This window comes from Xanthomonas sp. NCPPB 3583 (assembly GCF_041475715.2).
Classification (GTDB): Bacteria; Pseudomonadota; Gammaproteobacteria; order Xanthomonadales; family Xanthomonadaceae; genus Xanthomonas; species Xanthomonas euvesicatoria.
On record NZ_CM191263.1, the window covers coordinates 2,994,904 to 3,021,855 of the forward strand.

Sequence of the window (26,952 nt, forward strand, 5' to 3'; positions counted from 1 at the left end):
CTGGCGCAGGCAAGGATCAGCGGTGGGCGGTGGTAGTGCTCATGTCGCACGCTGGGCCGGCGCGGGGCGCGGGCCACCTTCTCGCAGGGGGTCTTGGGCGTGAATGGTAAACCAATCAGCCGTCCGCTGCGTACGGCGGCGCGGCGCTGGCGGGCGCATGGCATGATGCCGGCCACCTGTCCTGCCGTTGCCGACCATGACCATCAAGGGTAAAGCCACCTCGCTGGATATCGCCTACCTGGCCGGCGTGTCGCAGCCGACCGTGTCGCGCGCACTGCGCGGCAGCCCGATGGTCAACGAGGAAACCCGCAAGCGCATCCTGCGCATCGCCCGCGAGCTGAACTACAAGGTCGACAAGAACGCCTCCTCGCTAAGGCTGCGCAATGCCGGCACGCTGGCACTGCTGTTCTTCGAAGACCCCACTGCCGACGACTCGCTGATCAACCCGTTCTTCCACTCGATGCTGGGCTCGATCACCCGTGCCTGCGCGCTGCAGGGCTACGACCTGCTGGTGTCGTTCCAGCAGTTGTCCAAGGATTGGCAGGCCGATTACGAAGACAGCAACAAGGCCGACGGCATCATCCTGCTGGGCTATGGCGACTATCAGGAATCGCGCCAGCGGCTGCAGCTGCTGGTCGAGCAAGGCACCCACTTCGTGCGCTGGGGCGCGGCCCTGCCCGGCCAGCCCGGCATTTCGATCGGCAGCGACAATTACCAGGGCGGGCTGGACATTACCGACCATCTGCTGGCGCAGGGCTGCCGGCGCATCGCGTTCGTCGGACACGCGTCCAACCACTACCCCGAATTCGAAGAGCGCTACCGCGGCCATGCCGCTGCGCTGGCGCAGCACGGCCTGGTAGCCGACCCGGCACTGCAGTTCGATGCGATCACCACCGAGTTGTCCGGCTACACCGCATGCCTGGCACTGCTGGACAGCGGCAATGCGTTCGATGCGGTGTGCGCAGCCAGCGATCTGATTGCGATCGGTGCCATGCGCGCCCTGCGCGAGCGCGGCCTGCGGGTGCCGCAGGACGTGGCGGTCAGCGGCTTCGACGATATCGCGTTGGCGGCGTCGGTCGCGCCCGCGCTGTCGACCGTGCAGCAGGACACCAAGCAGGCCGGCACATTGCTGGTGGAAAGTCTGGTGGCCCTGATTCGTGGCGAGGCGGCGCAGAGCCGCACGATTCCGGTGCGTCTGGCGCTACGCGATTCCTCGCGCAGCAGCGGGCTGCAGCCGCCACTGGGATGGGCGCCGTCTGGCGCAGAGACCGGCGATGCGCTGACGGGTCGGGCGTCGGATGGGACGGTCAGGCGCTGATTCGGGATTCGGGATAGCGCGCCCGTTGGGTCGCGAGATCTCGCGACCCGCTGCGTGCGGCGCAAGAGCGCAACCGGGCGCGACGGGCGTTAGCGGCAATGCCTGATCGCGCCCAGGTGCGCGCCTACCTGTTGCGTGCGTCGCGTGCAGCCTGCTCGGCCATTTGCAGGTCGAGCTGCTTGCGCAGGGCCGGGTCGGTGATCGGCGCATCCGACAGCAACACGCGCACGCCGTGCGCCGGCACCGCTGTTGCGAAACCACGCTGCACCTGCAACTGCTCGCCACTGACCGCATCGCGCCACGCGCCAGGCTGCAGGAAGCGCGTCACTTGAATGGTGGCTGCGGTATCGGCCTTGTTGAGCAGCACCAATGCGGTCTGGGTTGTACCTGCATGCTGATAGACGCGCAGGAACGCGGCTTGATCGCCGTGTAACCGCACATCGACCTGCACGCCACGCTGCAATGCCGGGGTGTTGCGACGCACCTGGGCGATGCGTTGCAGCGGGCCGAAGATCGGGCTCTGCGGTGCAGTGCGGATGCGCTCGACGCCGAAGTAGTTGCGGTTGCCGGCATGTTCGGCACGCCCGCGCATGAAGCCGATTTCCGAGCCGTAATAGATCACCGGAATGCCGCGGGCAGTGAACAACCAGTTGTGCGCATCGATAAATCCGGTATCGCTGGCATCCAGGCGCGCCATGTCGTGGTTGTCGTAGAAGCTCATCAACTCGTAGGGATTCGCATAGGGCCCTTGACGCAGGAACAAGGGCGCGGCGAGTTTTTCGAAGCCGGCCTGTTCATGACCGAATACCGCGGCAAGCTGCTGCTTGAGCGGGAAATCCAGCACGCTGACGCCGGCATTGCGCGTCCAGGTATGCCCGGCGATCTTGTTGGCGTCGTAATCGAAGGCTTCGCCGAACATGAAAAAACCCGGACGTTTTTCGCGAATGCGCGCCACGAAGGCATGCCAGAAGCGATCCGGCATCCAGCCGATGGTATCGATGCGAAACGCATCGGCGCCCTGCTCCATCCACTGCAGGTACGCGCCGGCCAGATAATCCAGCACCGCCGGATTGTTTTCGTTGAGGTCGGACAATTCCGCCAGGCCGCCGCCGGTGTTGTAGAAGGCATGCAATGGGTTGTGCTGCGGATCCAGTTGCGCAGGCGCGAGATTCTGGTGGTCGGCGACCAGGCGCCCCTGCGCATCGTAGAGCTTGCCAAAGCCGGGTTGCGCCTGCGGCATGGTGTAGGCCGGCGAACCATGGTTGCCCACGATGTCCAATACGACCTTCAGCTTGTTGGCGTGCATGGCGCGGGTAAAGCCGGCGAAATCAAGTCCCGGGCTGGGCAGATGTTCGTCGAGCTTGTAGAAGTTGACGCCCCAATAGCCGTGATAGCCGGTCTTGCCATGGTCGCTGAGCGTGCTGCCGCAGGTGATCGGCTTGCCGCCGGTGAACGCTTCGTCGGGGTTATCGACGATCGGGGTGATCCACACCGCCCCGAAGCCCAGGTCGCGGATGTAATCGGCATGCTCGACGATGCCTTTGAAGTCGCCACCGAGATAGCCGATGTTGTCCTCGCTGCCATCGGCGCATGGTGTGGGCACATCGAAGGTGCGATGCGCACCACCCTGATCGCGATGGTCATTGCCGGTATCGCCGTTGACGAAGCGGTCGGTCACCACGAAGTACACCGCCTCGGCGGCGAACGGCTCCAGGGTGCCGTAGTAGTCCTCGGCTGCAGGCGCCGCCATTGCCGCGCCCGCGTACATCGTCAACGCCACATACATCGCACTGCGCATCACTGCCCTCCCGAGGCCACTGGAACCCGCACCACGCACACGCCTGCAATCAACAGGCTGAGCCCGCCAATGGCCAATGCATAGATCGGCTGCCCGCCCAGCCACACGCGCTGTACAAAGCCCAGCGCGCTGGCGGCGACCAACTGCGGAATCACGATGAAGAAATTGAAGATGCCCATGTACACGCCCATCTTTGGAGCAGGCACGCTATCTGACAGCAAGGCATACGGCAGCGACAGGATCGAGGCCCAGGCGAAACCGACCCCCACCATCGACAGCAGCAACCACTGCGGGTCGCGGATGACCAGCATCGACAACAATCCGGCGGCACCCAGCCACAGGTTGCACAGATGGCTCCAGCGCAAGCCGATCGCACGCACCAGCAGCGGAATCACCACTGCAGCCAATGCAGCAAACCCGTTATAGGCGCCGAACAACACGCCGACCCAGTTTGCGCCATCGTTGTAGGCCGCCGAAGCGGTGTCGTTCGCACCGAAATGCACTTGCGTCACTGCGGCAGTGGTGTAGATCCACATCGCAAACAAGGCAAACCACGAGAAGAACTGCACCCAGGCCAGGCGACGCATCGTCATCGGCATGCTGCGCACGTCCTGCACGATCGCCACCAACATGCTGGTGGCGGGCAACATGCGAGCCAAGGCAAGCAAGACGCCGTAGGCAAGACACAACCCGGCCAGCACGTACAGCATGCGGTCGCCCTGCTGCCAGGCGATGGCCGTGGCGAGCAGCACGCCCAGACCGCACCACAGCACGCTTGCCATGGGTGTCGGCGCCATGCCGGTGCTTGCCACCTGTGCGAGAGCCGGATGCGCATCGTCAAAACCGGCCAACTGCTCTGGGCTGTACTCGCGCGTACGCAGCACCGTCCAGGTGATCGACAGGAACAATACCGCCGCGCCAAGGTAGAACGCGTAGCGCACGCTGTCGGGCAACTGGCCTGGTGGCGCGGTGTTGGCAATGCCCCAATGGGTCAGCAGCCAGGGCAGAAAACTCGCGACGATCGCGCCGATGCCAATGAAGAAACTCTGCATCGCGTAGCCGGTCGGCCGTTGCGACGGCGGTAATTGGTCACCCACCAGCGCACGGAAAGGCTCCATCGAGATGTTGATCGATGCATCCAGCACCCACAGCGTCCCGGCGGCCACCCAGAGCATCGGCGCGTTGGGCATCACCAGCAAGGCCAGCGTGGTGAAGACAGCGCCCACCATGAAGTACGGACGCCGGCGGCCCCACGGGGTCCAGGTGCGATCGGACAGGTAACCGATGACCGGCTGCACGATCAGGCCGGTGAGCGGTGCAGCGATCCACAGGCCTGGCACGTCGTCGACCTGCGCGCCCAGCGTCTGGAAGATACGGCTGGCATTGGCGTTCTGCAGTGCGAAGCCGAACTGGATGCCGAGAAAGCCGAAGCACATGTTCCAGATCTGCCAGAAATTCAAGCGTGGCTTGGCGTTCATGGCGCGGCCTCCACGCGTGCTGCAGGCCCGACCAACAACGCACTGACCTGCGCCGCATTGACTACACCATCACGGCCGCCGCGACCGCCGTTGTATTGGGCAAAGTGCGCCAATGCGCTCATATTGAAGCCGTTCTCGAGCCGGAACGTACAGGCCTGCCCCGCCACCGCATCGAAAGTCACTTGTGTGGAGAGCTGCTCGCCTACGCTATGCGGCATCACGATGACCTGCGATTGTGCGGGTTTCCCCGGGCACTCCAGCACCAGGTGTTTCACCGCTGCCGTGATCCCGGTATTGATCGGGCCATTGTCATTGCGGTAACGCAGCGATACCCGATGCACGCCTGCATGTGCCGGACGCCAGCTCCAGCGCTGGCTGCCCGGCAACTGCTGCAGTGGGCCGAGCGTCAACGACGGGCTATGCAGCGACTCCAGACCATCGCGCCGCCGGGTCAGGCTGAGCACATGCAGCACGCCATCGTCGGGGAGATCCCAGTGCGCGCTGGCATCGAGTGCGCGGCCGTCCAGATACAGCGTTGTTCCTTCCGGAATATCGATGCGATACGTGTTGCCGATCTGTTGCGCGACCGGCGCCGGTGGCATCTGCGGTGCGAAGACCTGCTTCGGTCGCGGCGGCGGCGTCAGGTCGGCATTGTGCCCAACCAACTGCACCAGCGTGGTCTGCCCCTGCCGTTCGCTGCGTCCTGCCACCAGCAACTCGCCGGCATCGTTCGCCGGGCGCTGCAGCACGTACCGTCGTGCGCCCTGTTCCAGCACGATCTGCTTGGCGTCGCCAAACAACAGGGGCAGCAAGGACCGCGGCAACTTCGGTTGTAGCTTGCCATCGGCCGACAGCCCGAACACACCCTCCTGCACTGCAGACAGGTAGCCCGCCACCGACCACAGCTGGCGTGGCGAGTTCACCACCGGTCCACTGCGCGCGCCCTCTTCCACGTGCACCGCAAGGCGCTGCATCTCGTAGTTTTCCATGTTGGAGCCCGCCAGCGCGCTACCACGCATCAGCGATTGCAGCTCCAACGCGATGCGTGGCGCATCGTCCAGCGTGCGTGCAGCGCGTAGCGCATAGGCACTGACGAACGGCCAGACAGCGCGGTTGTGGTAGATCGGCTGCGCGGCCTCTTGCGGCCACACCACCGGGCTGCCGCCCGCGACCATCGGGTAATTGCGCAGCGCAAGGCGCGCCCGCTGCGGCGGAAACACATCGGCCAGTACGCCCAGCGAGAGGCCGAGCAGATCCACCTTGGCGTAGCGCACCGGATGCGCTGCGCTGCCGAGATAGCTGACGTATTGGCTGCTGCGCGCATCCCAGAAACGCCTATCGATGGCCTGGCGGAGTGCATCGGCCCACTGCGCATATTGCACAGCGCGTGCATCGCCCTGCTGGCGCGCCAACTGTTCGGCCAGCCGCAACGCCTGGTAATGCAGCACGTTGGTGGAGAGCGCAAAGGATTCGGCAATGAATCGCACGTCCTCGCGCGTCCAGTCCGGGTAGGTCTGTTCTCGCCAATCTAGGAACGAGGTTTCGCCGCGGTAGAGACCGATCTGCGCATCGAACACGGCATCGCGGTCCTGCGCGATCGTTGCCCGTAGCGCCTGCCACACCTCTTCGGCAAACGGCTTGTCGTCCAGCAAGCCACGGGCGGCAAGGAACCACACCACTCGGTCGCTGCTGATCGGCCAACTGCCGCCGGAGCCGGTGTCCTGCGCCACGAACAGTCCCGGCGTGCGCCCATCGCGTGCGGCCGAGAGCTTGAAGCGCAGTGCATTGCGCGTGCGCTCCGGCTCCAGCTGCGCCAACGCAAGATCGGCCGCAAAGCTGACATCGCGCGTCCAGACGTAGGGCCAGCGTTCGCCGGTTTCGAAGCAGGCGCACGGCACCGGCTTGCCATCGTTGAAGGCGGGGTCGCGGATCGCCTCGACGCGGTCGTCGGCCATTTCCTGCTGTGCCAGCGCGAACAAGGCGTCGAACAGCGGGCTGGCGGTGTGCGTGCGCATCGGTTGTGCCGCAATGCGGCGTTCGCCCTGCGGCCAGCGCAACACGAAGCTGCCGTCGTCCAATGCCTGCGCTTGGGCCCGGCGTCCTTGAAATTCCAGTTCGTCGGCCAGTGCCGGCGAGCTTGCCGCAACGCCCAGCGTTGCAGCCATGCAGATCATCTTCAACATCGAAGCGGCAAGACAGCTTGCGCCGTCGGCCTTCCTCCCTCGTTGCACGCGTTGTGGTGCGCGGCACGGACGTGCCACGGGCGCGGACCCTCCCAGGTGCCGTGGCGCCATGGTAGACGCGCACTCTGCTGTTCCGCACCACTGCATACGTATTCATGGGTTTCCAGCAGTGCGCAGCACGGCGCATCCACTGCAAGGCACTGCATAGTCACTGCTTGCGCAACGGTCACCTTGGGAGGGGATATGCCGCTGTCTTCACGTCGAGCGCACTCGACACTGGGCGCCGCATGGATCGCCCAGCTGCTGGTCCTCACGCTGTTCGGCGGTGCCGCGCCGCAGCTGCATGCCGAAGTCACCACCGTCAGCGTGGAGTCGCCGAACAAGGTGCTGCAAGTCAGCCTGGAGGTGGATGGCGGCACGCCTTATTACCGCGTGCAGCGCCTCGGCGAGGCGGTGGTGCAACGCTCGCGGCTGGGGTTCGAGCTACGCGACGGCCGGCTGGACCGCGGCATGGCGGTGCTTGCCCAGGCGCGCCAAAGTCACGATGACACCTGGGAGCAGCCCTGGGGCGAGACGCGGCTGGTGCGCAATCACTACAACGAGTTGCGCGTGAGCCTGGGCGAGCGCGACGGTGCGCAGCGCACCTTCGACGTGATCTTCCGCGTCTACGACGACGGGCTGGGCCTGCGCTATCACTTCCCCAAGCAAGCAGGCATGCGCGAGGCGATCATCGACGAGGAAGTGACCGAATTCGCCATCGCGCAACCGGCCGATGCCTGGTGGATTCCCGCAGGCGAGCCGATCCACTACGAGTATCTGTATCGGCATACGCCGTTGAACCAGGTTGCGCTGGCGCATACGCCGCTCACGCTGCGTACCGACAGCGGGCTGCACATCGCACTGCATGAAGCGGCCTTGGTCGACTACGCCGGCATGTGGCTGCGCCGCACCGACAACCAGCGCCTGCGCGCGCAGCTGTCGCCGGCTGCCGAAGGCTGGAAGGTGCGCCGCAGCCTGCCCTTCGATACGCCATGGCGCACGCTGCAGATCGCCGATCAGGCCACCGGCCTGGTGGAATCCAACCTCATCCTCAACCTCAACGAACCCAATGTGCTGGGCGAGGTGAGCTGGATCAAGCCGTCCAAGTACGTGGGCATGTGGTGGTCGATGCATCTCAATCAACAGACCTGGGCCACCGGGCCCAAACACGGCGCAACCACCGCGACGACAAAACGCTATATCGACTTCGCCGCAGACCACGGCTTTCGCGGCGTACTGGTCGAAGGCTGGAATCCCGGCTGGGACGGGGAATGGTTCGGCAATGGCGGCAGCTTCGATTTCACCCGGCCTACGCCGGATTTCGACCTACCAGCACTCAGCAGATACGCCGCCGCCAAGGGCGTACATCTGATCGGCCATCATGAAACCGGGTGCGCAGTGGACCATTACGAAGATCAGATCGCCGAAGCGATGGACTTGTATGCGCGCTTCGGCGTGGACTCGCTCAAGACCGGCTATGTCTGCGACGACGGCCAGGTGGAACGGCGCAACCCCGCGGGCGGCACGCCGCTGCGCGAATGGCACGACGGGCAATGGATGGCACGTCACCACCTGCACGTGGTGCAGGAAGCGGCGCAGCGCCACATTGCGGTCAATGCGCACGAGCCCATCAAGGACACCGGGCTGCGCCGTACCTATCCCAACTGGATCTCGCGCGAAGGCGCGCGCGGCATGGAATACAACGCCTGGGGCCAGCCGCCCAATCCGCCCGAGCACGAAGTCAACCTGGTGTTTACCCGGCTGCTCGCCGGGCCGATGGATTACACGCCCGGCATCGTCAGCCTGAAGGGCCGCAACGGCCAGGCCATTCCCAGCACGTTGGCGCGGCAGCTGGCGCTGTATGTGACGCTCTACAGCCCGATCCAGATGGCCGCCGATCTGCCCGAGCATTATCTGCAACACCGCGATGCGTTCCGCTTCATCGAAGATGTGGCGGTGGACTGGGACCAGAGCCGCGCGCTGAATGGCGAAGTGGGCGATTACGTCACCATCGCACGCAAGGACCGGCACAGCCGTGACTGGTTCCTGGGCAGCATCACCGACGAACACGGCCGCCTGCTGCAGGTGCCACTGGGCTTTCTCGAACCCGGCGTGCGCTACATCGCGCAGATCTATCGCGATGGCGACGGCGCGGACTATGCCAGCAACCCGTTCGCCTTCGTGCGCGAAGAACGTCAGGTCAGCAGTGCCGATACGCTGGAGCTGCGTCTGGCACCGGGCGGTGGTCAGGCCATTCGCTTTGTTCCGATGGGTGGCAAACGCTGACCACGACATCGCTTGGGCGCCAACGCGCACAGCCAGCACGATCGATTGCACGGCGCAGCGGTCATACCGCCGCTGCGCATCGCGCAGCATGTCCTTGCTGAGCGCAATCACCTGGCCGTCGCCGGCATGGCCCTGGGTGGAATCGATTTCATCGCGCAACACCGCAGTGAATACGTATGCAGTGCACGTTTGCACCCAGGTGCCGTGTCTACCATACGTCGCAGTCGTGTGACGTCCATCGTGGCACGCGACGCATGACATCCAGGCAGCCCTGCCGGATCAAAAATCAAAAAACAACATGTACCTGGGAGGGGAAAATGTTGAAGCACAAGCGCTCCGCGCTGAGTATCGCCCTGGCCGTTGCCATGGCACCGACATGGGCCGCCGCGCAAACGGCAACGCCTGCACAAGCAAGCGACGCCCAACAAGGTGCGTCCGAACAGACTGCCGGCGCGGTCACCGACTTGGACAAGGTCCAGGTCACCGGCCTGCGCCGCGCAATCGAAGGCGCCATCTCGGTCAAGCGCGATTCCACTTCGATCGTGGAAGCCATTTCGGCCGAAGACATCGGTCGCCTGCCGGACGTCAGCATCGCCGAATCGCTGGCGCGCCTGCCCGGTCTGGCTGCGCAACGCGTTGCCGGCCGTGCGCAGGTGATCAGCGTGCGCGGCCTGTCGCCGGACTTCTCCACCACGCTGCTCAACGGGCGCGAAGTGGTCAGCACCGGCGACAACCGCAGCGTGGAGTTCGACCAATATCCATCAGAACTGGTCAGCGGCGTCACCGTCTACAAGACACCGGATGCCGGCCTGGTCGGTCAAGGCTTGTCGGGCACGGTGGACATGCAGACCGCCCGCCCGCTGAGCTACAACGAGCGCGTGATCGCCATCGGTGGCCGCTACCAGCGCAACTCCTTGGGCAAGGCCGCCAACGTCGACCCCTACGGCAACCGTTTCAATGTCAGCTATATCGACCAATTCGCAGACCGCACCATCGGCCTGACCATCGGTTACGCGCATACCGACATGCCGATCCAGGAAAACCAGGTAGGCCTGTACGAACCGTGGCAGCAGGTCAACGCGCAGCGGCAGCGTCCTGGTGTCGCCGATGGCGTGTATTTTTCCGATGGCATCAAGGCGCTGCGCCGCACCGGCAACCAGAAGCGAGACGGCGTCATGGCTACGCTGCAGTATCGCCCGTCCAATGCCTGGACCAGCACGCTCGATGCCTTCCACACCGAAGCCGAGCAGATCGACACCGCCAACCAGTTCGAGCTCAATCTGAGCAACTACAACGGCGGCTACACGCCTGGCCTGAACATCAGCAACGTGCGCGTCAACGATCGCAATACCTTCATCGGCGGCGATGCCAGCGGCGTCTATCCGTTGGTGCGTGGCATGTACAACAAGCGCGAAGACAAGATCGACGCCTTCGGCTGGAATAACGAAATCACGGCCGGCTCCGTCAAGATCGTCGCCGACCTGAACTACTCCAAGGCCACACGCGACGAACTGAACCTGGAAAACAATCTCCAGCGCGCACCGATGCCGCAGCTGGATACCGTGGGCGTGTCGGTTGTCGGCAACGGCTTCTCGCAGCTGACGCCGGGCATGAATTATTCCAATCCGGACGAGCTGTTCCTCACCAACACCATCTATGGCTCCGGATACGGCAAGGTGCCGAGCGTGGAAGACGTGCTCAAGGGCGCGCGGCTGCAGGCCAGCTTCCCGATGCCCGAAGCGCTGAGCTGGTTCTCGGACCTGGATGTGGGCGTCAACTACGCCAATCGCGAAAAGCAGAAGACCCAGCCCGAAGGCAATATCACCCTGGGCGCACAGGGCGAGGCCACGGTGGCGGCAGACCTGCAATACGCGCCGGTCAATCTCGGCTTCGCCGGTCTCGGCTCCCTGCCTGCGTGGAATGTGCCGGCCACGGTGGCGCGCTATATGTTGTTCAACCCCAGCGACGACGCCTCGTTCCTGGTGTCCAAGGCCTGGACGGTGGAAGAAAAAATCACCACCGCCTGGCTGCGTGCCAATATCGATACCGAGTGGGGCGAAGTAGGCGTGCGCGGCAATATTGGCGTGCAGCTGCAAAGTGCAGACCAGTCCTCGCAGGCCAACTACTGGGACGCCTCGCAGCCGGCCGGTAGCGAAGTGCGGCCCATCGACGATGGCAAGACCTATCGCGACTGGCTGCCCAGCTTGAACCTGGCATTTCAGTTCCCGTACGAGCAAACGCTGCGCTTCGCTATGGCCAAGCAGGTCGCACGCCCGCGCGTGGATCAACTGCGGGCATCGCTGGAATTCGGTGTCGACACCTCCACCGGGCGCCCCGGCGCCAGCGGCGGCAACCCCATGCTCGATCCATGGCGCGCCAATGCCCTGGACATCTCCTACGAGAAGTATTTTGCCGACCGTGCTTACGTGGCCGCGGCGTTCTTCTACAAGGACCTCAAGAGCTACATCTACACCCAGAGCCGCGACAACTACGATTTCTCCGCACTGGTCGCCGGCTACGTGCCGCCGCCGGGCTCTGCACCGGTGCTGACCACCGGCACCTTCAGCGCCCCGTTCAACGGCAAGGGCGGCACCTTGCGCGGCGTCGAACTCACCGCCTCGCTGCCGCTGGATCTGATCTTCGCGCCGTTGGAAGGCTTTGGCATCCAGGCCAGCGCCACCTTCAACGACAGCGACGTCAAGATCCGCGACCCGGAAAGCGCCTCCAGCGTGGGCGACGGTGAAATCAGCCTGCCGGGCTTGTCCAAGCGCGTGTACAACCTGACCGCGTACTACGAGCACAAAGGCTTCGAAGCACGCGTCAGCCAGCGTCGCCGCTCGGACTTCATCGGCGAAATCGGCAACTTCAACGGCAACCGCACGTTGCGCTACGTGGTCGGCGAAAACATCACCGACGCGCAGATCAGCTACAACTTCAGCGAAGCCAGCAGCCTATCCGGCCTGACCCTGTTGCTGCAGGCAAGCAACCTCAGCAACTCGCCGTATCGCACGTACGCAGAAACCAAGGACCGCCCGCTGGAATACATCGAGTGGGGCCGCACCTTTGTGCTGGGTGTAAATTACAAGTTCTGAGCCATTGCATGGATAAATGGCGCTGTTAGCCCCTCTCCCTCCGGGAGAGGGGTTGGGATGAGGGTACGGATTCCACGCGAACACCCTCGGCATCCAAAAAGCGCTGCTTTCACCTCCTAATCGATCTCCCGACAGGAGCGATGATCTATTACGCGCAATGCAATCACGGCGTCTCGCTCCAGAACTTCGAAATCTCCACCAAGGAAAAGCCGCCGGCTAGACACCGGCGGCTTTTCTTTGAACAGCATTTTCCCTTCGAGTCGATCGTCTGGTACAGGCTGGAAGGAATCGAGCGCAAGGCCCAGACGCGCGCACTTCACGTCCTGCAGTTTCCGAGCGCCAGACATCCTCTGAAACGTTAGCCGCGGCATCGCTTGGGAATATGCTTTCGCAATCGATTTTCATCAGGCAGCCGATTCTTCAAATTTGATCGACCAAGAGGAGATACCTAACCATCTCCTACAGCGGCGCCACTACATAACTCATCTCGGTTCGCCTACCAAGCACCGCGCATCGCATGCACGCCAACTCGGATCTAACAACCCACCACAAAAAAGCGAGGCATCCCAACGGAACGCCTCGCCGGTATCAATCAAACACACCCATCAAGCTTTCTGAAGCGGTAGCGTCACTCCCCGCCCATTGCACAAACCACAGCGTGCCTCGGCAAGCGCACGCGACCATGATCGATCACCCCGTGCTCCACCCCCGGCACATCGATCTGGCGCCATGCACCTGCAGGCAGTGCCAGCTCGGTGATGTCGGCAGACAAATTGAACGCCAACAGCATGACCTGGCCGGCATGCTCACGCCGGAACATCAGCACCGGCTCTGCGGTGTCGTAGAACGCGATCGCCCCTTCCCGCAAGGCCGGCATGCTTTTGCGCCAACTCAGGAATGCCCGCACGGCGCTCAGCACAGACTGGGCATCGTCCTGCTGCACACTCACTGCAGCCAGACGATGCGGCTCGGACAACGGCAGCCACGGCTTGCCGCTGGTGAAACCCGCCGACGGCGCATCGGTCCACGGCATCGGCGTACGGCATCCATCGCGCCCCTTGAAAGTTGGCCAGAACGTGATGCCATACGGATCCTGCAGATCCTCGAATGCCACATCCGCCTCGCCCAGCCCAAGCTCCTCGCCCTGGTACAGGCAAACCGAACCACGCAACGAACATAGCAGCGCCACCACCATGCGGGCGAACGCAGGCGACGCATCTTCGCCGCCCCAACGCGTTACCGCACGCACCACGTCGTGATTGGAAATCGCCCAGCACGGCCAGCCTTCCAGCATGGTCGCCTCGAGCCGGCTGACCGTTTCACGGATATAGGCAGCACTGTAATCCTGCACCAACAGCTCGAAGCTGTAGCCCATGTGCAGACGGCCCTTGGCGGTGTACTCGGCCGTGGTCGCCAACGAATCTTCCGAAGAAATCTCGCCCAGGCTTACCGCATTCGGATAGCGATCGAGCAGAGCACGCAGGCGCTCCAGGAACGCCAGGTTTTCCGGCTGCGTGTTGTTGAAGTAGTGATATTGATAGGCATACGGATTGTCCGCACTGAAGCCACGCCCTACCCGCTTGTCGGCCGGCTTGGCGGGGTTATCGCGCAGCTGCGCGTCATGGAAGCAGAAGTTGATCGCGTCCAGGCGGAAGCCATCCACTCCACGGTCCAACCAGAACCGCACATTGTCCAGGGTTGCCTGCTGCACCTCGGCGTTATGGAAATTGAGGTCGGGCTGGTCGACCAGGAAGTTGTGCAGGTAGTACTGCTCCCGCCGCGGCTCCCACTGCCACGCCACACCACCGAATAGCGACAACCAGTTGTTGGGCGGCGCCCCGTCCTCGCGCGGATCGGCCCATACATACCAATCCGCCTTTGCGTTGGTCCGATCCTGACGGCTTTCCTGGAACCACGCATGTTCGATCGAGGTGTGGCTCAGCACCTGATCGATCATCACCTTCAGCCCGAGCGCATGCGCCTTGTCGAGCAGACGGTCGAAATCGTCCAGCGTCCCGAACAACGGATCCACTGCACGATAGTCTGCGATGTCATAGCCGAAATCGGCCATCGGCGACTTGAAGAACGGCGAGATCCAGATGGCATCCACGCCCAGCCCGGCGATGTAGTCGAGCTTGGCAATGATGCCCTGCAGATCGCCGACCCCATCGCCGTTGGAATCCAGAAAACTGCGCGGATAGATCTGGTAGATGACCGCCCCGCGCCACCATGGTGTCTGCAACATGCACGCCCCTCCCGGGCCACTGCGGGCAGCCAACACGGCCGCCAGCCAAGGGCGTTAGCCTAGCTGCGTGGCGCACCACGGGCGCGTACGTGCATACGTATTCATTGCTCTCACGGCGAGATCATCGGCAGCCAAAAAGCGATTGCGGACGCAGCCTATTTACCACTGCTAACCTTCCGCGATTAGTGCCGTCAAAATGAGAGGACGGCGCTTGGTGACGGCTTTACCCCCGTCTGGCCACACAAATTTGAAGAATTTAGCCTCTGAGCTTGAAGCGACGTCCATCGGGCAGTGGATCGATAGCAAAGCATATAACGATCATCTGCGTCGGCCACCGCCAGCTGCGACTTCAATACGATGATCGCTAGAGCGTGTTATGAACTTTGAAGTAGAGATGGGGGTATTTCCTAGCATCAGGATGGAGAAGACGCCGAAGTGGAGTCCTGCCAGTATTTCCCGCAGGCCTTCGTAATTACCTGCCAGGCGTTGGAAACGATTGACCCAACCGAAACTGCACTCCACGACCCAGCGGCGCAGCAGCAGCATAAAGCCTTTCTTGGCCTCCGGCAGTTTTCCGACGTGCAGTTCGATTCCTTCCGCGTCCGCTGCTTCGGCCGGTCCTTCGCCTGTATGGCCTTGATCGACGAACGCTAGTTTCACCGTCTCTCACGTCACGTGCCGAACTTCCTGCGCCAGCGATCGCACTTGGGCGCGTTCCTGCTCTTCGGCCACCATGATCTGCACTGCAAGCAAATGGCCGAGCATGTTCACCGCCATGTGCACCTTGCTGCCCTTTTTGCGCTTGTAACCATCGTACCCAGCACACGGTCCGCTTTCGCAGATGGACTGCAGCGTTCGCCATCTAGGATCATGCAGCTGGGCTGAGCCTGCTTGCCTTGAGCCAGCCGCAAGATGGAAAGCAAGTCGTTGATCATGGCCTCAAAGCAGCCACCGCTGGGTTTGCTGTAGACCGTCTCCCACGGCGGAAACTCGGGGGCACTCAAGCGCCATGGCGCCCCGGCCCGCGCCATCAGCGCAATGCGTTGAACATCAAACGCAGGTCATATCTGCTCTATCGTGCCTGCGGAGCCAATAGGGTCAAGCAGGGCGCAGCGAATGCCCATGCTTCATCGGATACATCGGTCGGATACGGGCGTGGCGGCCTCATCCGCTTACGATAGCCGCGCAAGCCTCAAACTCATAACACGCTCTAGGGGCAAGCCACACCATCTTCTGCAAACCAGCGCCAACCTATATAAATAGTAGGCCGGATCAAATCAGAAATCATGCGTTATCTTCGACGCTATCCTTGCTCGACTTTCGCTTACCAGAACCCTTACGGTTAGCATAAAAATCCTCCAGCCATTGCTCGGGCGCGAGTTGATCAACACTCACGCCTACCTGACCTGCCTTGCGCGAAAGGACCTGATTCATAATCTCAATATTGTCAGTGGAAGAAGAAATCACGGAGAGCGCATCATCCATTCCACGCAAGTTGAGCTGGCATACAGCTGAAGCATGCCCTTGCTTGACCAAGAAGCAGCGCGACCGCTCATCCAATGAGACCACAACCTGATATTCGGCATCAGTGAGCTTGAGTCCTTCGATATAATCGTCGCGACTGGCGTTGGGATTAGGTAAGAGAATCATGGTCGCGGTCTGCTCGATCAGCGCCGCAGCAATATCGCTGGCTAGAGCATCTTCTGGACTTTGCGTGGCAAAAATACCCAAGCCATTCTGCTTACGGATGGTTTTCTGCTTATTCTTAGCGAACTCTTTCAAACCTCCCTTACCATCCAGAATTTTCCAAAACTCGTCCATTACATAGATTAGTGGACGCCCATCAATTAGCGCCTCTAATCTATGAAGCAAGTAATTAATCACAGGCACGCGCACTTCAGCGTTATCGATTACATCCGTGTAGTCGAAGCCGATGATCGAAGCACGTGTTAGATCGATTGTATCCACCGGATTATCGAAGACCCAACCTAGCGAGTTACCAGCAGTCCAGCGACGCAAGCGGGCGTATAAACCATCATCACCCATATTAGGCAGGCTCTTCCTAAAGTTACTCATGCTGCGCAAGTGCATAGGAGTATCCAACATGCCCTCTACCGCACGATAAATATCCTCCTCTTCCCGCGAGCTGTATTCAGGCTTCCCACCCAAAACCTTGATCAACTCTGCCAGAAACTGGGTATTAGCCTCGGTGCGTTCGCACTGAAAAGGATTAAAACCAGTCGGCGCTCCGTTTTCTAACGCTAGATAGTTACCCCCACAAGCACGAACGAAGATCTCCGCACCACGGTCTTTATCGAAGAAAAAAATCGTTGGTACTGGATCGAACTTCTGCACCTGACTCAGCAGAAAATTGATAAGCGCGGTTTTACCGGTGCCTGACTTACCAATCACCATTGTATTAGCAATCGCTTTCTCCCCTAGCGAATTTTCAGCGGGGTGAGTGGCGTGAAAGTTAAAGTAATATGGTTGACCATTTGTTGTCTGCAGCGTAGTGACACAATCACCCCAAGGATTGTTGTGTTGTTTGCCCTGAGCAAAATTATGTAGCGGTGAAAGGCCAAGAAAATTAAGCGAACTAAGGTTGGCAATACGAGTACGGAATCGCCAGTTACCAGGCAGCTGGGCATAAAATGAAGAAGCAATTGCCAGGTCTTCTTTTGAAGAAACAAAACCAGCGTTAGAGAGCTCTGCTCTTGTAGTTGCAATCTGCCTTGCGAGTTTTTCCTGGCTATCTGCGTAGACTGCAAGAGTAAAGTGGTACTCACCCAAAACGAAATTACCAGATGCCACATCATCCATCGCCAAATCCAAGTCGCGAATTTGACTAGAAGATTTGTCACCTGACGAAATCATCATCCCTTTCGTGCGTTCAAGCACCTTTAGGGCATCATGACGGCCTACTGGACTGAAAGAATGCGTGATCACATACTCGAAGTCCAAATATTTTAGACCATTAAGAATGCCAGGATACGTGCCATCAGCATACTCTTTGACATTAAGGATCGCACCAAAGTGATTGATGCCATCTGGCGTGCGAATTACGAAATCACCGGTTTTATTAGCAAACATGTGCTTACTAACTGGCAAATAAGCCGACACTGGCGCTTGCAAAACCGGTACAGGCTCATCAATTCGATTCAATAGATAACCAAGAAACTCAAGGCTTTCCGAGAAGACAATGCCATTTTTTGCCTCGTACATACTCAGGCGATAGGGAGAGTAATCCTTCAATACCGCCTCAACATTGGTAGCAAGCTCAATCACCTTGGCAATAGCCTGCTCTTCTTCAACCCTGATCTTATTAGGATCGCTGGATTTTTCAACCAAGCGTTTCCCACTAAGAACGGGACGATATATCATGCTGAAGTACAACTCGTTCTGCATGATTTTCTGCCCCGACAAAGCCGCATAATAATCATCGGACAATGCCTGATTGAAAGATTGCTTGAACCGACTGGAGTCGTTAATTTTGCGCCTGCGACGAACGTCATGCACCCAAAACGCTACATTTGCAAAATCTGGGGCACGCAGCGTTTGCACTAATCGATTAAAAGTGTTGTGGCGTTGCTCAAGCTCGAACTCATCCCGGCCGACAAAAGGTAGGCCAGCTAGATGCCAGATCAACAAATAATCACCCCCAGTCGTCTTCAGAACAGAAGGAGCGACATGAGTAGAGACCGAGACAAATTCACTGATCGGGCTATCTGGGCTAAACATTTTATTACCAGGTTAAGAAGAGAGCGTCGCAAGGGTTTGATAAAATAAACTACCCACCCCGTGCGATCTATTCAGACGGGGTGGGTAGTTGATAATTTTACTGACGTTTTCCGGGAGGATTTTTACGATATTCGTTAGGACTGAACACCCACATCCCGGAGTAGCGTTGCACATTACGAACACGCATACGAAACAGCAAGCGCAGCCCCATCAATCTAAAAATCATCTCGTCCCGCCTCGCCATTTGCCGCATCACAAAGATAATGACAGGAATAGTCAGCAGGTACCAAAAGTTGATGTACATTCCCAGCAGCAGTCCTCCACCGGCGCCGATGAAGAATGGGATATAAGGCACTCCCAAAAACATGGCTGGGCGCGTACAGCCGCGAAAAAGAACATCTTTATGCATAGTATTGAATGAACTGGATTAGAGCCGCAGCCGCATCCCCTTTACATGTATTGCTTCCGCGGTCGCCGATGATCATGTTGGCAACTTGTCCCGCTGCACCAATAAGCACACCACCAATCAAAATTGGAGAAACTTCGGAAATACGCTTATGAGCAAATGCAATCTGATAGCCTGCAACAATCACAGCAATCGTCACTACAGCAACAGAACCCATTGTAAGTAGGCTGTTCACATTCCCTAAGAAACCACAAACCTTAGTGTCTGTATTTGCCAATTGATTGGTCTGAGCAAATGTACCGCCGGCTACAAGCAGTGCCGATGTAAAAACCAGAGCCTTCAATGCCTGCATCCCGATCATCTTTGCATCGGCTGCTGCCTTTTTGTCAATTTCAAATTTCATTTTCATCTCCTTTAGAGCGGGGGGTCTATTGGCCCATCCTAGGCAAATTATCCATCCTGGTTAAAAAACAAACGCAGTATCGACTTGCTGATTTTTAGGACTCGTCTGCGCCGGCGCCACACTGGCTGGCGCTTGGTTTGTTGCAGTAAAAGCTTTCTCTAAGCCAGCAGGTACAGCCACACCCTTACCCTGTCCTGTCGCTTTAACCACGTAAAATGCGTCATCGGCAGGCGGAAGCGGAGATGCCGATGGCCCCTGACCTACTGGCGTGGGTGATGCAATCATAGGACCTTGCTGTGAAACCTGTGTCTGCGGATTTGCAATGTCTCGAATCCGTCGAGCCACGACAGCATCTGCCAACTCGGTAAAAGCCTGTTGCAGGGGCTTTTCTGCACGCATCTTGATTGTTCGATTTGGAACTACCGCAATAGGCTTCACTCCCGAAGATCCAACTGACTCTCGGATGGACGCATAAATCTTCTGCACATACCCGTGCTTGAAGCCGGTCTCAAAGTTACCAGAATAGTAACAACTAAAAGATTTACCCCAGTTCGCGCCCGAACGTGAGTGGCACTCGGCCAAAATTTTAGAGGCGGCCACTAGGTTGGGGCACTTAGCAAATGCCATTTCGTAGCTAGTTAAACCATACTTTTGCAGGTTGTAACGATTGACTTGGCCAAGTCCCAGTGAAAAATTAAAGCCTTTCTGCTCCAGCATCTTAGCCGTGGCTACAGCTTCCTCAAGACCGCGAGGCTCGCGCACCAGACGGCCACCGACAACACCGATAGCATATGGATTAAGCGAAGACTCAACGCGGACGACATGCTGCATAACTTCTCCGGGCACGGCAAGTCCCGTGCAGCCCATTAACTCCATGCCAGGCAGCATCACCCTCTCCTCCAGGCCAGATCGACATCAATCATTGGCAGCAATTCAGCCACCTCGCAACGTCCTCACAGGATCGAAATCGATTCCGGTGATAAAACGGCGCCCTGCGTGCGCCTTGATATGTACTACGATATCGATGGTCATACGTAACAAACGCTTGATTACCTCAAACTCCAGGCCGGAACCCTCGTTCGATGCTTTCACCATCAGCGCTAGTTGGTCCCAAGTTTGCTCAACACTACCAGCGTGACAACTTGTAATGGAGCCAGGATGGCCAGATGCACAGTTTCTAATAAAGTAGAACGACTCATCGCCACGCAATTCTGCCAAAATGATCCGATCAGGCTTCATACGCAAACAGGCCTCCATGCAGCTCTTAGCCGTTACGTTACTCGCACTCTGCCCCCCCTTCGAGTAAAGCAGATGCACTGAGTTAGGCTGACTGATGAATAGCTCCCGGGCGTCTTCAATAGTAACCAAACGCTCTTCATTGGGGATGTGGTTCACAAGAGCCTTCATAAAAGTAGTCTTTCCGCTGCCGGTCGCGCCGGCTACGACTACGTTCTTTTTATAAAGCACTGCTTTCTTAAAAAACTCGGAATAGTTTTTATTTCGACGTAACTCAAGCAATTCGCGATCATGCTCGCTTACATCAGCAGCCTCCTCTAGCACCTGATCGAAAAACCCGTCACTTGAGTATTGCTCAAGCGTCTTCGTGTGCTTTGAGGGCAAGCGAATCGTAATCGAGACCTTACCGGCATCGCAGGCAGGCGGAATCACAAACTGCGCACGTTGGCCCGTGGGAAATGTCAAAGAAACCACGGGATCAGCATCGGTGATGCGCTGTCCAGTATTACTCTCGTTCACGACCGCGGTGCAGAACTGTCTAGCACGATCAAAGGTTAGCGAGGGTACCTCCATCCGCTGCCAACCATTGACCGTCTCAAGATATAACTCACCCGGACGATTGATGCAGATCTCCGTAACTTCAGGCGAGTTCAAGTAATCCAGAATGCCAAGTACAGAGTACTGGTAATCCAGAAAATCATTTGAAATTCGCGCGGTTGGAGAGTCGTCAATCGTCATGGCACTCACTTTGGCAGCACCGCTGAGAAATCAACGTCTTTTGCGACGTACACGTTCAAAACAGTACCTTGATTGATTGTCAGCGTTGCTGGGCGACGGCCGGATTTCTCCACCGCCTGCTCAGCAAGCTGTTGCATGGTACGCGCCGTATTACTCTCAAACGGTTGCTGAGTCACTATGCCAGAGCCTACGCCGATTGTAGTGGTTTCAGGACCGTACTCTGCTGCAGCATATTTAAACGCATCACTCAGAAGACTTATAAATAAAGCTGAAGCAATTTTATTACCCCAGTGAGCGTTATACTGACCGGGATGACCGGAACTGCCTAAAGTATCGATACCGGGGCCGACAAGCGTTACATCAAGCCCAGTCGGCGTAGTAACTCGATCCCACACAACTTGTAAACGCCGAGTACTTGGCTCCCCCGCGCTGTATTCACCCAACATCTTGGAGCCTTTGGGCAACAACAGATTGTGTCCATTGATCGAATAGACGGGTTCGGTAACGATGCAGGAGGTATATCCGCCAAAGTCGGAAAGTATCCTGGTCTCCAGCACACAGCGGATATAGGTGCCGCGAACCAGTAACCCATCAGGATTACTAATCGGCTTAGCCAGTGTCACCTGTTCATCGCGCGGGGTTGCAGATTGCGCTTCGGGCTGCCCGGGAATTCCGGCAATACCCGAACTATCCGGAACAGCAGACTGTTGCTCAGCAAGAATACGCCGCTCAAGGAGCGTTGGAGCCCTCGGGCGTTCGGGGACTGGCGCCGTGGTTTCGATCTCATCGGGGGGCATCGGCGGCAATGGCGGCATACTAGGCGATTGCACTAGAGGTACCGGCGCCGTGTCTACTGGCGTAGTCATGTTTTGAGGAAGGGCGGGCGCAACTACTGTTTCAGTTCGCGGCTTCACTGGTGCTGTGTCACCAGAGCCCTGTTTTGCCAACCAAAATATCGCCAAAAGAAGCAAGCCAGCAACTAGCGCAAGAAAAACCAACGCTTTGCGGTTTAGTCGTTTGATGTCATTGGAACGCAGTACGGGTTCATTCGCGTCCAGATTCGGCTCGGCACCCTCCTGCTGGCGAACGAAGTAGGGATTGCTGCGCTCATCATATTGACTACGGGCTTGATCGCCATCACGGTTGTCGTGAGAACGCTCATCAGGGCTGTTTGGAATATTTGAGTTCACTTTTGCTTGTTCCTTCGCAGGCCGACAACATTATCGCCGTGACGAACCACCAGGAAAGGATACGTCCCGTGAACGATCAAGGTATTACCTTCGACGGTCGTATTCACAAGAAAGTCCTCGCTATGCTCTTTTTCCCGGGCAAAGACGGCGGGAAAATTTCCTGACGGGAAGCGCGTCAAATCCATATTAATATAAGTGAATTTTCCATCATCATATACACGACTTGGAATCAGCCATGACTTTTTACTTCGAGTCGAGTAATCATAATCATAGTAGTACCTTCGATCCTTGAGGATTTTGGCACTCAGCAATGGCCCATTTTTTGCCGCATCAGCGTCTTCGACGTTATTAAAACTTGTGTCTTTTGGGTAGGAGAAAACAACCTTATATTGAACGCCTGCCTGCTTAGCTTGCTCAAGCCGCTGCCAATCTGTCGCTACAACTTTCAGTTCTAAAATGTAAGAATGAGTGGCCGTACGAATCATCATATTCGTATCTACATCAACATTCTTGGGCTTTAGATAAAAAACGTTTTCACGCCGAGTAAGTTCCCAGCCTCCGGAAAACCCAGTGCTGTAGTCCAGAATTTTCTCATTCGGGCTGAGTTCAATCTGAGTGGTGATACCTAATCCAGTACGGACCTGATAAATTTGATTGGGAGCGTACTCATACTCCTGCACGACCTGAGCGTTCACCGAACTCACACATAAGGGAAATATTAGCGCTGCAGTCAATACAGCCCCATAGATTTTAGAGGGTTTCATCGACCGCTAGCTCCTTTGACATTGTTCGGCATCCCTTGATATTGGACCGCGGGCTGCGCCTGAGGTTGGCTCGCCGGCTGCACTTGGCTGGAATATCCTGGCGGCACCTGCTGGACAGGCATCCCCTGTTGATTAAGAACACCCTGCTGGGCTGAAACACTACCCTGCCCGGCTGCGGCGGCCGCGTTTGGATCTACTACGCCTAATGCGGCCTGCTGAGGAGCTGCAATCTGTGGCGCAACTTGGGCTTGCGGGCTAACCGAAGAGGGCGCTGCCGGTAAAGACGAATAATCATTATCCACACGATAATCTGTGACACGAAATCCCAGTGGATTTTCCACCCGAAGGGTATCACTCATCTCAAGATTATCTTGATAGACAAAACCCATTGTAGCGATCTTGTTATCTAAGAACGTGGCCGCGGCCGAGGCTTTGTCATACACATTTCGTTGGAAACGTACAGTGGCACCAGTGTAAGGCTTACCACTTCCTCCTATAAGCGTAATACTGAGAATATTGACCCGAATAGCACGAGAGGTGCCGTAAGTATTAAAAGGTCTGGCGGGATTATTTCCAGCATGTAGCGCACGATATTCACCAAGAACGTTACCTGTAGCCATGGCAACGACAGTGTTCCAATCACGGTCACCTATCGTCGAGGCATCAAACGATTCACGCGATGTAATGAAACGTGCAACATTGCTGCGCGCTAATGCCTCGCTAGTGCTGACCATGCGTCCACCAAAATTCGCTTCAAGCTTCGCAATGGTGCTGGTACCGGAATACGCGTCCGCCATGACCAGATATGGCACTTTCTCCTTCAACGGCAGCATGTAGTAGTAGCCGCCCGCTGTCATGACGGTGACCAGCATCGACAGCGTCGCCACGATCCAGGCACGCTTTTCGCTGCGGCGCGCGAGGTCGGCAATGCTGACCTCATAATTCACCGCTTTTTGGACGGCCGCACCCACTTGGGCGGAACCGTCCTTTTCACTGACCTTCTTACGCAACATGTCTAGATCCGTCACCGTGGGGCCTTGTCAGGCCTGAAACCATTGCCGCAACGCGTCGCGGGTACTTGAGAAGGTAGGAACACCGCCGGCTCCATGCCTGAAAGGCATCGAGCAGGAGGCAGTCCTTAGAGCTTGGCGCCAGACGACACCGGCACTGGTTGGACCAGCAACTTGTTGGCAGAAACCGACACCGAAACTCCTTGGGCTGCGTACACGGCACTCAGCTCGGTTGCGGCCTGTTGGACGCTGGTCGTGCTGATTGCGGAAACCGGCCCGATCAAGGTGTAGTCCGATGGCAAGTTGTAGGACAGCTGCATATTGGAATCCGCAGCCCAGCGTTCCAGCATGGTCTTCAGCGTACCGTCCATGGGCGTGGCCTGATACGTGTACGAGGTGTAGAGCGGAATTTCGGTGGGCGCCTCGTCAAAGTGGTTGACGTGCTTCCAACGACCACCAAAGTCAGGAGCAGGCTTGGTCGCGCACGCGCCTACCAATGCTGCAGCCACTAGCACCAACGACAGCTTGGACACATACATCGGATTCACTCTGACTTCTCCAACTCATGAAATTTCGGGCTTAAGACGGACAGCACTAAGCCTCCGCGCACCAGTGGGTACCGGAGGAAACGTGTTATTGATGCGTTTCTCGCGGCTCTACCACCCGCTGGGTCGCCCCAGTTGCGAGTGCGTGCTGCCGAGAAAAATGAATACGCTGATAAACCATCCATAGCCTTACTCCAGTACGGCCCATCCGGCGCCGCTCCCCTACGACCATCTATCTACACCGCAGATTCTTGCTAACTTTGCCCTTAACAAGCAGATCCGTCAAGAATTGCGCACCAGGCACCGCACTGCAAATGTGACATCAATCACACTTTGATGGTAAGCGTTTTCACTTCAGTTTTTGGCAGTAAGCGCGCAGTGAAGTAGCGATCCTCGTAGTAGCGAATCTTGTCGCACTTCACCGGATGCGGGATCCCTTCGTACAGGAACACTTCCTTCTCGTTGCCCATGGCCTTGAGCTCCTGGGGCAACATCAGAGCCCGCCGCTCTTCTGACACGCTATGGGTGGTCTCCCGCCCTCGGGTGACATTCTTCTTCTTGATGGTGGTGTAACCCAGCATCTCGGAGTAGTCGTTGGCGTCCTGCTGTTCGCGCGGCGCGTAGAGGATCTGCAGGGCGTGGTTGGTGATGATGGTGCGTGACAGATCTTTGCCGTAGGTTGCGTCCAACTGCGCCATGCTCTGGATGATGGGCAGCAGGCGGATGTTGTAGCCGGCCATGTAGGCTACCGCGGTCGCGATGATGTCCACCTTGCCGATCGAGGTGAATTCGTCCATCAGCAACAGGCACTGATATTTGAGCTCAGGGTTGGACTTGGGCAGTTCGCGGGTATTGAGGTTGATGATCTGGCTGAAGAGCAGATTGATGATCAGGCGGCTTTCGGCCAGCTTGTTGGGCTGGATGCCGATGTAGATGGTCATCTTCTTCTTGCGAAGGTCCGTGAGCAGGAAGTCGTCCGCACTGGTGGCGGCGTCCAGCACCGGATTGATCCATGCATTGAGCGGCTCCTTCAAGGTGCCCATGATCGAGGCGAAGGTCTCATCCGCCTGGGAGAGCATGTTGGCAAAGGCCGACTTGGCGTTGCTGCTGAGGAACCGCCGCTCGGACAGCGACTTCAGATATTTCTTGAGATCGGTACCGTCGCCCGAGGACAAGCGATAGATCCCGCCTAGCGTGGGCGCCCCTGCCCCACCCGGGAAACCGAGCGACAGCTCCTCGTCCCAGTTCTCGAACAGGTACAGCGCGAATGCCATGAACGCGTTGCGCGCCTGGCTGACCCAGAACTTCTGGTCGTCGGAGCCGTCCGGGTACAGCATCGCCGCGATGCTCATCAGATCCGAAACGCGGAATGCGGGGTCGTTCGACACATAGGTCAACGGGTTCCAGCGATGCGTGCGACGGTCTTCGGCGAACGGGTTGAACAGGAAGACTTCATGGCCCTGACTGGCGCGCCACCCGCTGGTCAGGTCGAAGTTCTCCTGCTTGATGTCCAGGACGACGATCGACTCTTGATACTCCAAAAGGTTCGGGATCACGACACCGACACCCTTGCCCGAGCGCGTCGGCGCAGCAAGAATCACGAATTGCTGGCCGCTCAGTCGCACCAGCTTGCCATTGAACTTGCCGACGACAATGCCGTTTCCGGCGGGCTTGAACAGCCCATGCTTGGAGAGGTCGGCGGCGCCAGCGAAGCGCGCGTCACCGTGCAGGGCGCGCGCCTTGGGCTTGACGATGAGCACAACGACAATCGCCCAGACCAGCACCGGCAGGCTGAATCCAAGCGCGCCCGCAATCTTGATCTTGGTCGCGTAAGGCGCCACTTGGGGCAACCCAAGCGCGCTGAAATAGCGGTAGTAGGTGTCCCACCCGTACAGACCGGTGTCGAGCCGCAGCAACAGCAGGGTGAGATAGCCAGACAGGCAGTATCCGACTAGCACCGCCACCAGCGTGGCAATTGCGATGATTTTGGGTTTGGACATGCGCCCTTCTCCTTAGGCTTGCATCACGATGGCGGGCTAGCGACGCACGACCGGCTTATGGTCGACAAGCTCGGACTTGCGCCCGCCGCTCTCGCTCTCGACCAGCGAATCGATCCAGACGGTGGCCTGGTCCAGGGACAAATCCGGCGTGATCCGCGTACCCGCATCGGTCACGACGGCGTATGCCACGACGGCGTCGGGTGCGTACACCTCGTCACGCGTAATCGCCACAACACGATATCCGCCCCTGGTCAGCACGGTGTGCTGGTATTCGTCCATCGCCAGCCTTCCTTTCCGTCAGCGCGGTGGCGATGCTAAAGCAAGACGTGTGACGGTGAAAGCGGTATCGGCTAACCGGGCGGCGGTGGGCCGCGCTAACCCGCAAAACAGCCGCACTGAACACTTATTTCCGACACTCGAGGCACTTTCGGTGCGCTTGGGAGGAAGAGAGCGGCATTGGGAGTTCGTCCATCTGGGGGGGCG

Annotated in this window: 19 protein-coding genes and 2 pseudogenes; 4 read left to right on the forward strand and 17 right to left on the reverse strand. The window is 58.5% G+C overall.

Features of this window, described 5'->3' with window-relative positions; translation table 11 throughout:
- Positions 1-196 precede the first annotated feature (196 nt).
- Positions 197-1,318: a LacI family DNA-binding transcriptional regulator gene (locus ACCQ07_RS13125; protein ID WP_008574584.1), complete on the forward strand. Its 1,122-nt coding sequence runs from the start codon at positions 197-199 to the stop codon at positions 1,316-1,318.
- Between the two features lie 124 nt (positions 1,319-1,442).
- On the opposite strand, the gene ACCQ07_RS13130 is transcribed toward ACCQ07_RS13125, so the two are convergent.
- The 3 genes from ACCQ07_RS13130 to ACCQ07_RS13140 are packed head-to-tail and all read right to left on the reverse strand — an operon-like array spanning position 1,443 to position 6,777.
- A complete protein-coding gene (locus tag ACCQ07_RS13130) occupies positions 1,443-3,068 on the reverse strand; it encodes an alpha-amylase family glycosyl hydrolase (RefSeq protein WP_372165832.1) in 1,626 nt (541 codons plus the stop codon).
- A gap of 47 nt (positions 3,069-3,115) precedes the next feature.
- On the reverse strand, positions 3,116-4,594 hold the full coding sequence (locus ACCQ07_RS13135) for an MFS transporter (RefSeq protein WP_372163960.1): 1,479 nt from the start codon (positions 4,592-4,594) through the stop codon (positions 3,116-3,118).
- The gene (locus tag ACCQ07_RS13140; RefSeq protein ID WP_218196190.1) at positions 4,591-6,777 is read right to left on the reverse strand and encodes a glucosidase family protein; all 2,187 of its coding nucleotides are present in this window, start codon (positions 6,775-6,777) and stop codon (positions 4,591-4,593) included. Before ACCQ07_RS13140 ends, ACCQ07_RS13135 begins: the two co-directional genes overlap by 4 nt.
- A 243-nt stretch (positions 6,778-7,020) precedes the next feature.
- On the opposite strand from ACCQ07_RS13140, the gene ACCQ07_RS13145 reads away from it, so the two are divergent.
- Complete coding sequence (locus ACCQ07_RS13145) at positions 7,021-9,102, forward strand: glycoside hydrolase family 97 protein (RefSeq protein ID WP_372163962.1); 2,082 nt, start codon at positions 7,021-7,023, stop codon at positions 9,100-9,102.
- 3 nt (positions 9,103-9,105) lie between these two features.
- Here ACCQ07_RS13145 and ACCQ07_RS13150 read toward each other — a convergent pair.
- Positions 9,106-9,431: pseudogene (locus ACCQ07_RS13150) on the reverse strand (hypothetical protein); the annotation flags it as partial.
- On the opposite strand from ACCQ07_RS13150, the gene ACCQ07_RS13155 reads away from it, so the two are divergent.
- On the forward strand, positions 9,420-12,194 hold the full coding sequence (locus tag ACCQ07_RS13155; RefSeq protein WP_181388289.1) for a TonB-dependent receptor: 2,775 nt from the start codon (positions 9,420-9,422) through the stop codon (positions 12,192-12,194). The pseudogene ACCQ07_RS13150 and the gene ACCQ07_RS13155 sit on opposite strands and share 12 nt — an antisense overlap.
- 140 nt (positions 12,195-12,334) lie before the next feature.
- Positions 12,335-12,556, forward strand: a complete 222-nt coding sequence (locus tag ACCQ07_RS13160) for a hypothetical protein (protein WP_071118236.1) — start codon at positions 12,335-12,337, stop codon at positions 12,554-12,556.
- 266 nt (positions 12,557-12,822) lie between these two features.
- Here ACCQ07_RS13160 and ACCQ07_RS13165 read toward each other — a convergent pair whose 3' ends face one another.
- The 13 genes and pseudogenes from ACCQ07_RS13165 to ACCQ07_RS13225 form a co-directional block, all read right to left on the reverse strand.
- Positions 12,823-14,439, reverse strand: a complete 1,617-nt coding sequence (locus tag ACCQ07_RS13165; RefSeq protein ID WP_071118235.1) for an alpha-amylase family glycosyl hydrolase — start codon at positions 14,437-14,439, stop codon at positions 12,823-12,825.
- 318 nt (positions 14,440-14,757) lie between these two features.
- A pseudogene (locus ACCQ07_RS13170) lies at positions 14,758-15,607 on the reverse strand (IS5 family transposase).
- A gap of 116 nt (positions 15,608-15,723) precedes the next feature.
- Positions 15,724-18,177 (reverse strand): VirB4 family type IV secretion/conjugal transfer ATPase, encoded by a 2,454-nt coding sequence (locus ACCQ07_RS13175; protein WP_039416225.1) that lies wholly within the window; start codon positions 18,175-18,177, stop codon positions 15,724-15,726.
- A gap of 97 nt (positions 18,178-18,274) precedes the next feature.
- Complete coding sequence (locus tag ACCQ07_RS13180; protein ID WP_039416223.1) at positions 18,275-18,586, reverse strand: VirB3 family type IV secretion system protein; 312 nt, start codon at positions 18,584-18,586, stop codon at positions 18,275-18,277.
- Entirely contained in the window at positions 18,579-18,986 is a 408-nt protein-coding gene (locus ACCQ07_RS13185) for a TrbC/VirB2 family protein (RefSeq protein ID WP_039416256.1), read from the reverse strand. The genes ACCQ07_RS13180 and ACCQ07_RS13185 overlap by 8 nt, the downstream gene beginning before the upstream one ends.
- Before the next feature lie 60 nt (positions 18,987-19,046).
- Complete coding sequence (locus ACCQ07_RS13190; RefSeq protein ID WP_071117583.1) at positions 19,047-19,862, reverse strand: lytic transglycosylase domain-containing protein; 816 nt, start codon at positions 19,860-19,862, stop codon at positions 19,047-19,049.
- A gap of 57 nt (positions 19,863-19,919) precedes the next feature.
- Positions 19,920-20,969, reverse strand: coding sequence for a P-type DNA transfer ATPase VirB11 (gene virB11, locus ACCQ07_RS13195; protein ID WP_170808609.1), 1,050 nt, complete (start codon positions 20,967-20,969; stop codon positions 19,920-19,922).
- Entirely contained in the window at positions 20,966-22,150 is a 1,185-nt protein-coding gene (locus tag ACCQ07_RS13200; RefSeq protein WP_039416218.1) for a TraB/TrbI/VirB10 family type IV secretion system protein, read from the reverse strand. Before ACCQ07_RS13200 ends, virB11 begins: the two co-directional genes overlap by 4 nt.
- Positions 22,147-22,914, reverse strand: a complete 768-nt coding sequence (locus tag ACCQ07_RS13205) for a TrbG/VirB9 family P-type conjugative transfer protein (RefSeq protein ID WP_011347913.1) — start codon at positions 22,912-22,914, stop codon at positions 22,147-22,149. The genes ACCQ07_RS13200 and ACCQ07_RS13205 overlap by 4 nt, the downstream gene beginning before the upstream one ends.
- Positions 22,911-23,927, reverse strand: coding sequence for a VirB8 family type IV secretion system protein (locus tag ACCQ07_RS13210; protein WP_011347914.1), 1,017 nt, complete (start codon positions 23,925-23,927; stop codon positions 22,911-22,913). Before ACCQ07_RS13210 ends, ACCQ07_RS13205 begins: the two co-directional genes overlap by 4 nt.
- Before the next feature lie 125 nt (positions 23,928-24,052).
- The gene (locus tag ACCQ07_RS13215; RefSeq protein WP_005914237.1) at positions 24,053-24,463 is read right to left on the reverse strand and encodes a TcpQ domain-containing protein; all 411 of its coding nucleotides are present in this window, start codon (positions 24,461-24,463) and stop codon (positions 24,053-24,055) included.
- A gap of 332 nt (positions 24,464-24,795) precedes the next feature.
- Complete coding sequence (locus ACCQ07_RS13220; protein WP_209261194.1) at positions 24,796-26,469, reverse strand: type IV secretory system conjugative DNA transfer family protein; 1,674 nt, start codon at positions 26,467-26,469, stop codon at positions 24,796-24,798.
- A 36-nt stretch (positions 26,470-26,505) separates the two neighbouring features.
- Positions 26,506-26,748: a hypothetical protein gene (locus ACCQ07_RS13225; RefSeq protein WP_029819735.1), complete on the reverse strand. Its 243-nt coding sequence runs from the start codon at positions 26,746-26,748 to the stop codon at positions 26,506-26,508.
- Between the last annotated feature and the right edge of the window lie 204 nt (positions 26,749-26,952).

Coding starts and splice junctions, on each gene's coding strand:
- ACCQ07_RS13125 (WP_008574584.1), top strand. CDS start 197: ATGACCATCAAGGGTAAAGCCACCTCGCTGGATATCGCCTACCTGGCC.
- ACCQ07_RS13130 (WP_372165832.1), bottom strand. CDS start 3,068: ATGGCGGCGCCTGCAGCCGAGGACTACTACGGCACCCTGGAGCCGTTC.
- ACCQ07_RS13135 (WP_372163960.1), bottom strand. CDS start 4,594: ATGAACGCCAAGCCACGCTTGAATTTCTGGCAGATCTGGAACATGTGC.
- ACCQ07_RS13140 (WP_218196190.1), bottom strand. CDS start 6,777: ATGTTGAAGATGATCTGCATGGCTGCAACGCTGGGCGTTGCGGCAAGC.
- ACCQ07_RS13145 (WP_372163962.1), top strand. CDS start 7,021: ATGCCGCTGTCTTCACGTCGAGCGCACTCGACACTGGGCGCCGCATGG.
- ACCQ07_RS13155 (WP_181388289.1), top strand. CDS start 9,420: ATGTTGAAGCACAAGCGCTCCGCGCTGAGTATCGCCCTGGCCGTTGCC.
- ACCQ07_RS13160 (WP_071118236.1), top strand. CDS start 12,335: ATGATCTATTACGCGCAATGCAATCACGGCGTCTCGCTCCAGAACTTC.
- ACCQ07_RS13165 (WP_071118235.1), bottom strand. CDS start 14,439: ATGTTGCAGACACCATGGTGGCGCGGGGCGGTCATCTACCAGATCTAT.
- ACCQ07_RS13175 (WP_039416225.1), bottom strand. CDS start 18,177: ATGTTTAGCCCAGATAGCCCGATCAGTGAATTTGTCTCGGTCTCTACT.
- ACCQ07_RS13180 (WP_039416223.1), bottom strand. CDS start 18,586: ATGCATAAAGATGTTCTTTTTCGCGGCTGTACGCGCCCAGCCATGTTT.
- ACCQ07_RS13185 (WP_039416256.1), bottom strand. CDS start 18,986: ATGAAATTTGAAATTGACAAAAAGGCAGCAGCCGATGCAAAGATGATC.
- ACCQ07_RS13190 (WP_071117583.1), bottom strand. CDS start 19,862: ATGGAGTTAATGGGCTGCACGGGACTTGCCGTGCCCGGAGAAGTTATG.
- ACCQ07_RS13205 (WP_011347913.1), bottom strand. CDS start 22,914: ATGAAACCCTCTAAAATCTATGGGGCTGTATTGACTGCAGCGCTAATA.
- ACCQ07_RS13210 (WP_011347914.1), bottom strand. CDS start 23,927: ATGTTGCGTAAGAAGGTCAGTGAAAAGGACGGTTCCGCCCAAGTGGGT.
- ACCQ07_RS13215 (WP_005914237.1), bottom strand. CDS start 24,463: ATGTATGTGTCCAAGCTGTCGTTGGTGCTAGTGGCTGCAGCATTGGTA.
- ACCQ07_RS13220 (WP_209261194.1), bottom strand. CDS start 26,469: ATGTCCAAACCCAAAATCATCGCAATTGCCACGCTGGTGGCGGTGCTA.
- ACCQ07_RS13225 (WP_029819735.1), bottom strand. CDS start 26,748: ATGGACGAATACCAGCACACCGTGCTGACCAGGGGCGGATATCGTGTT.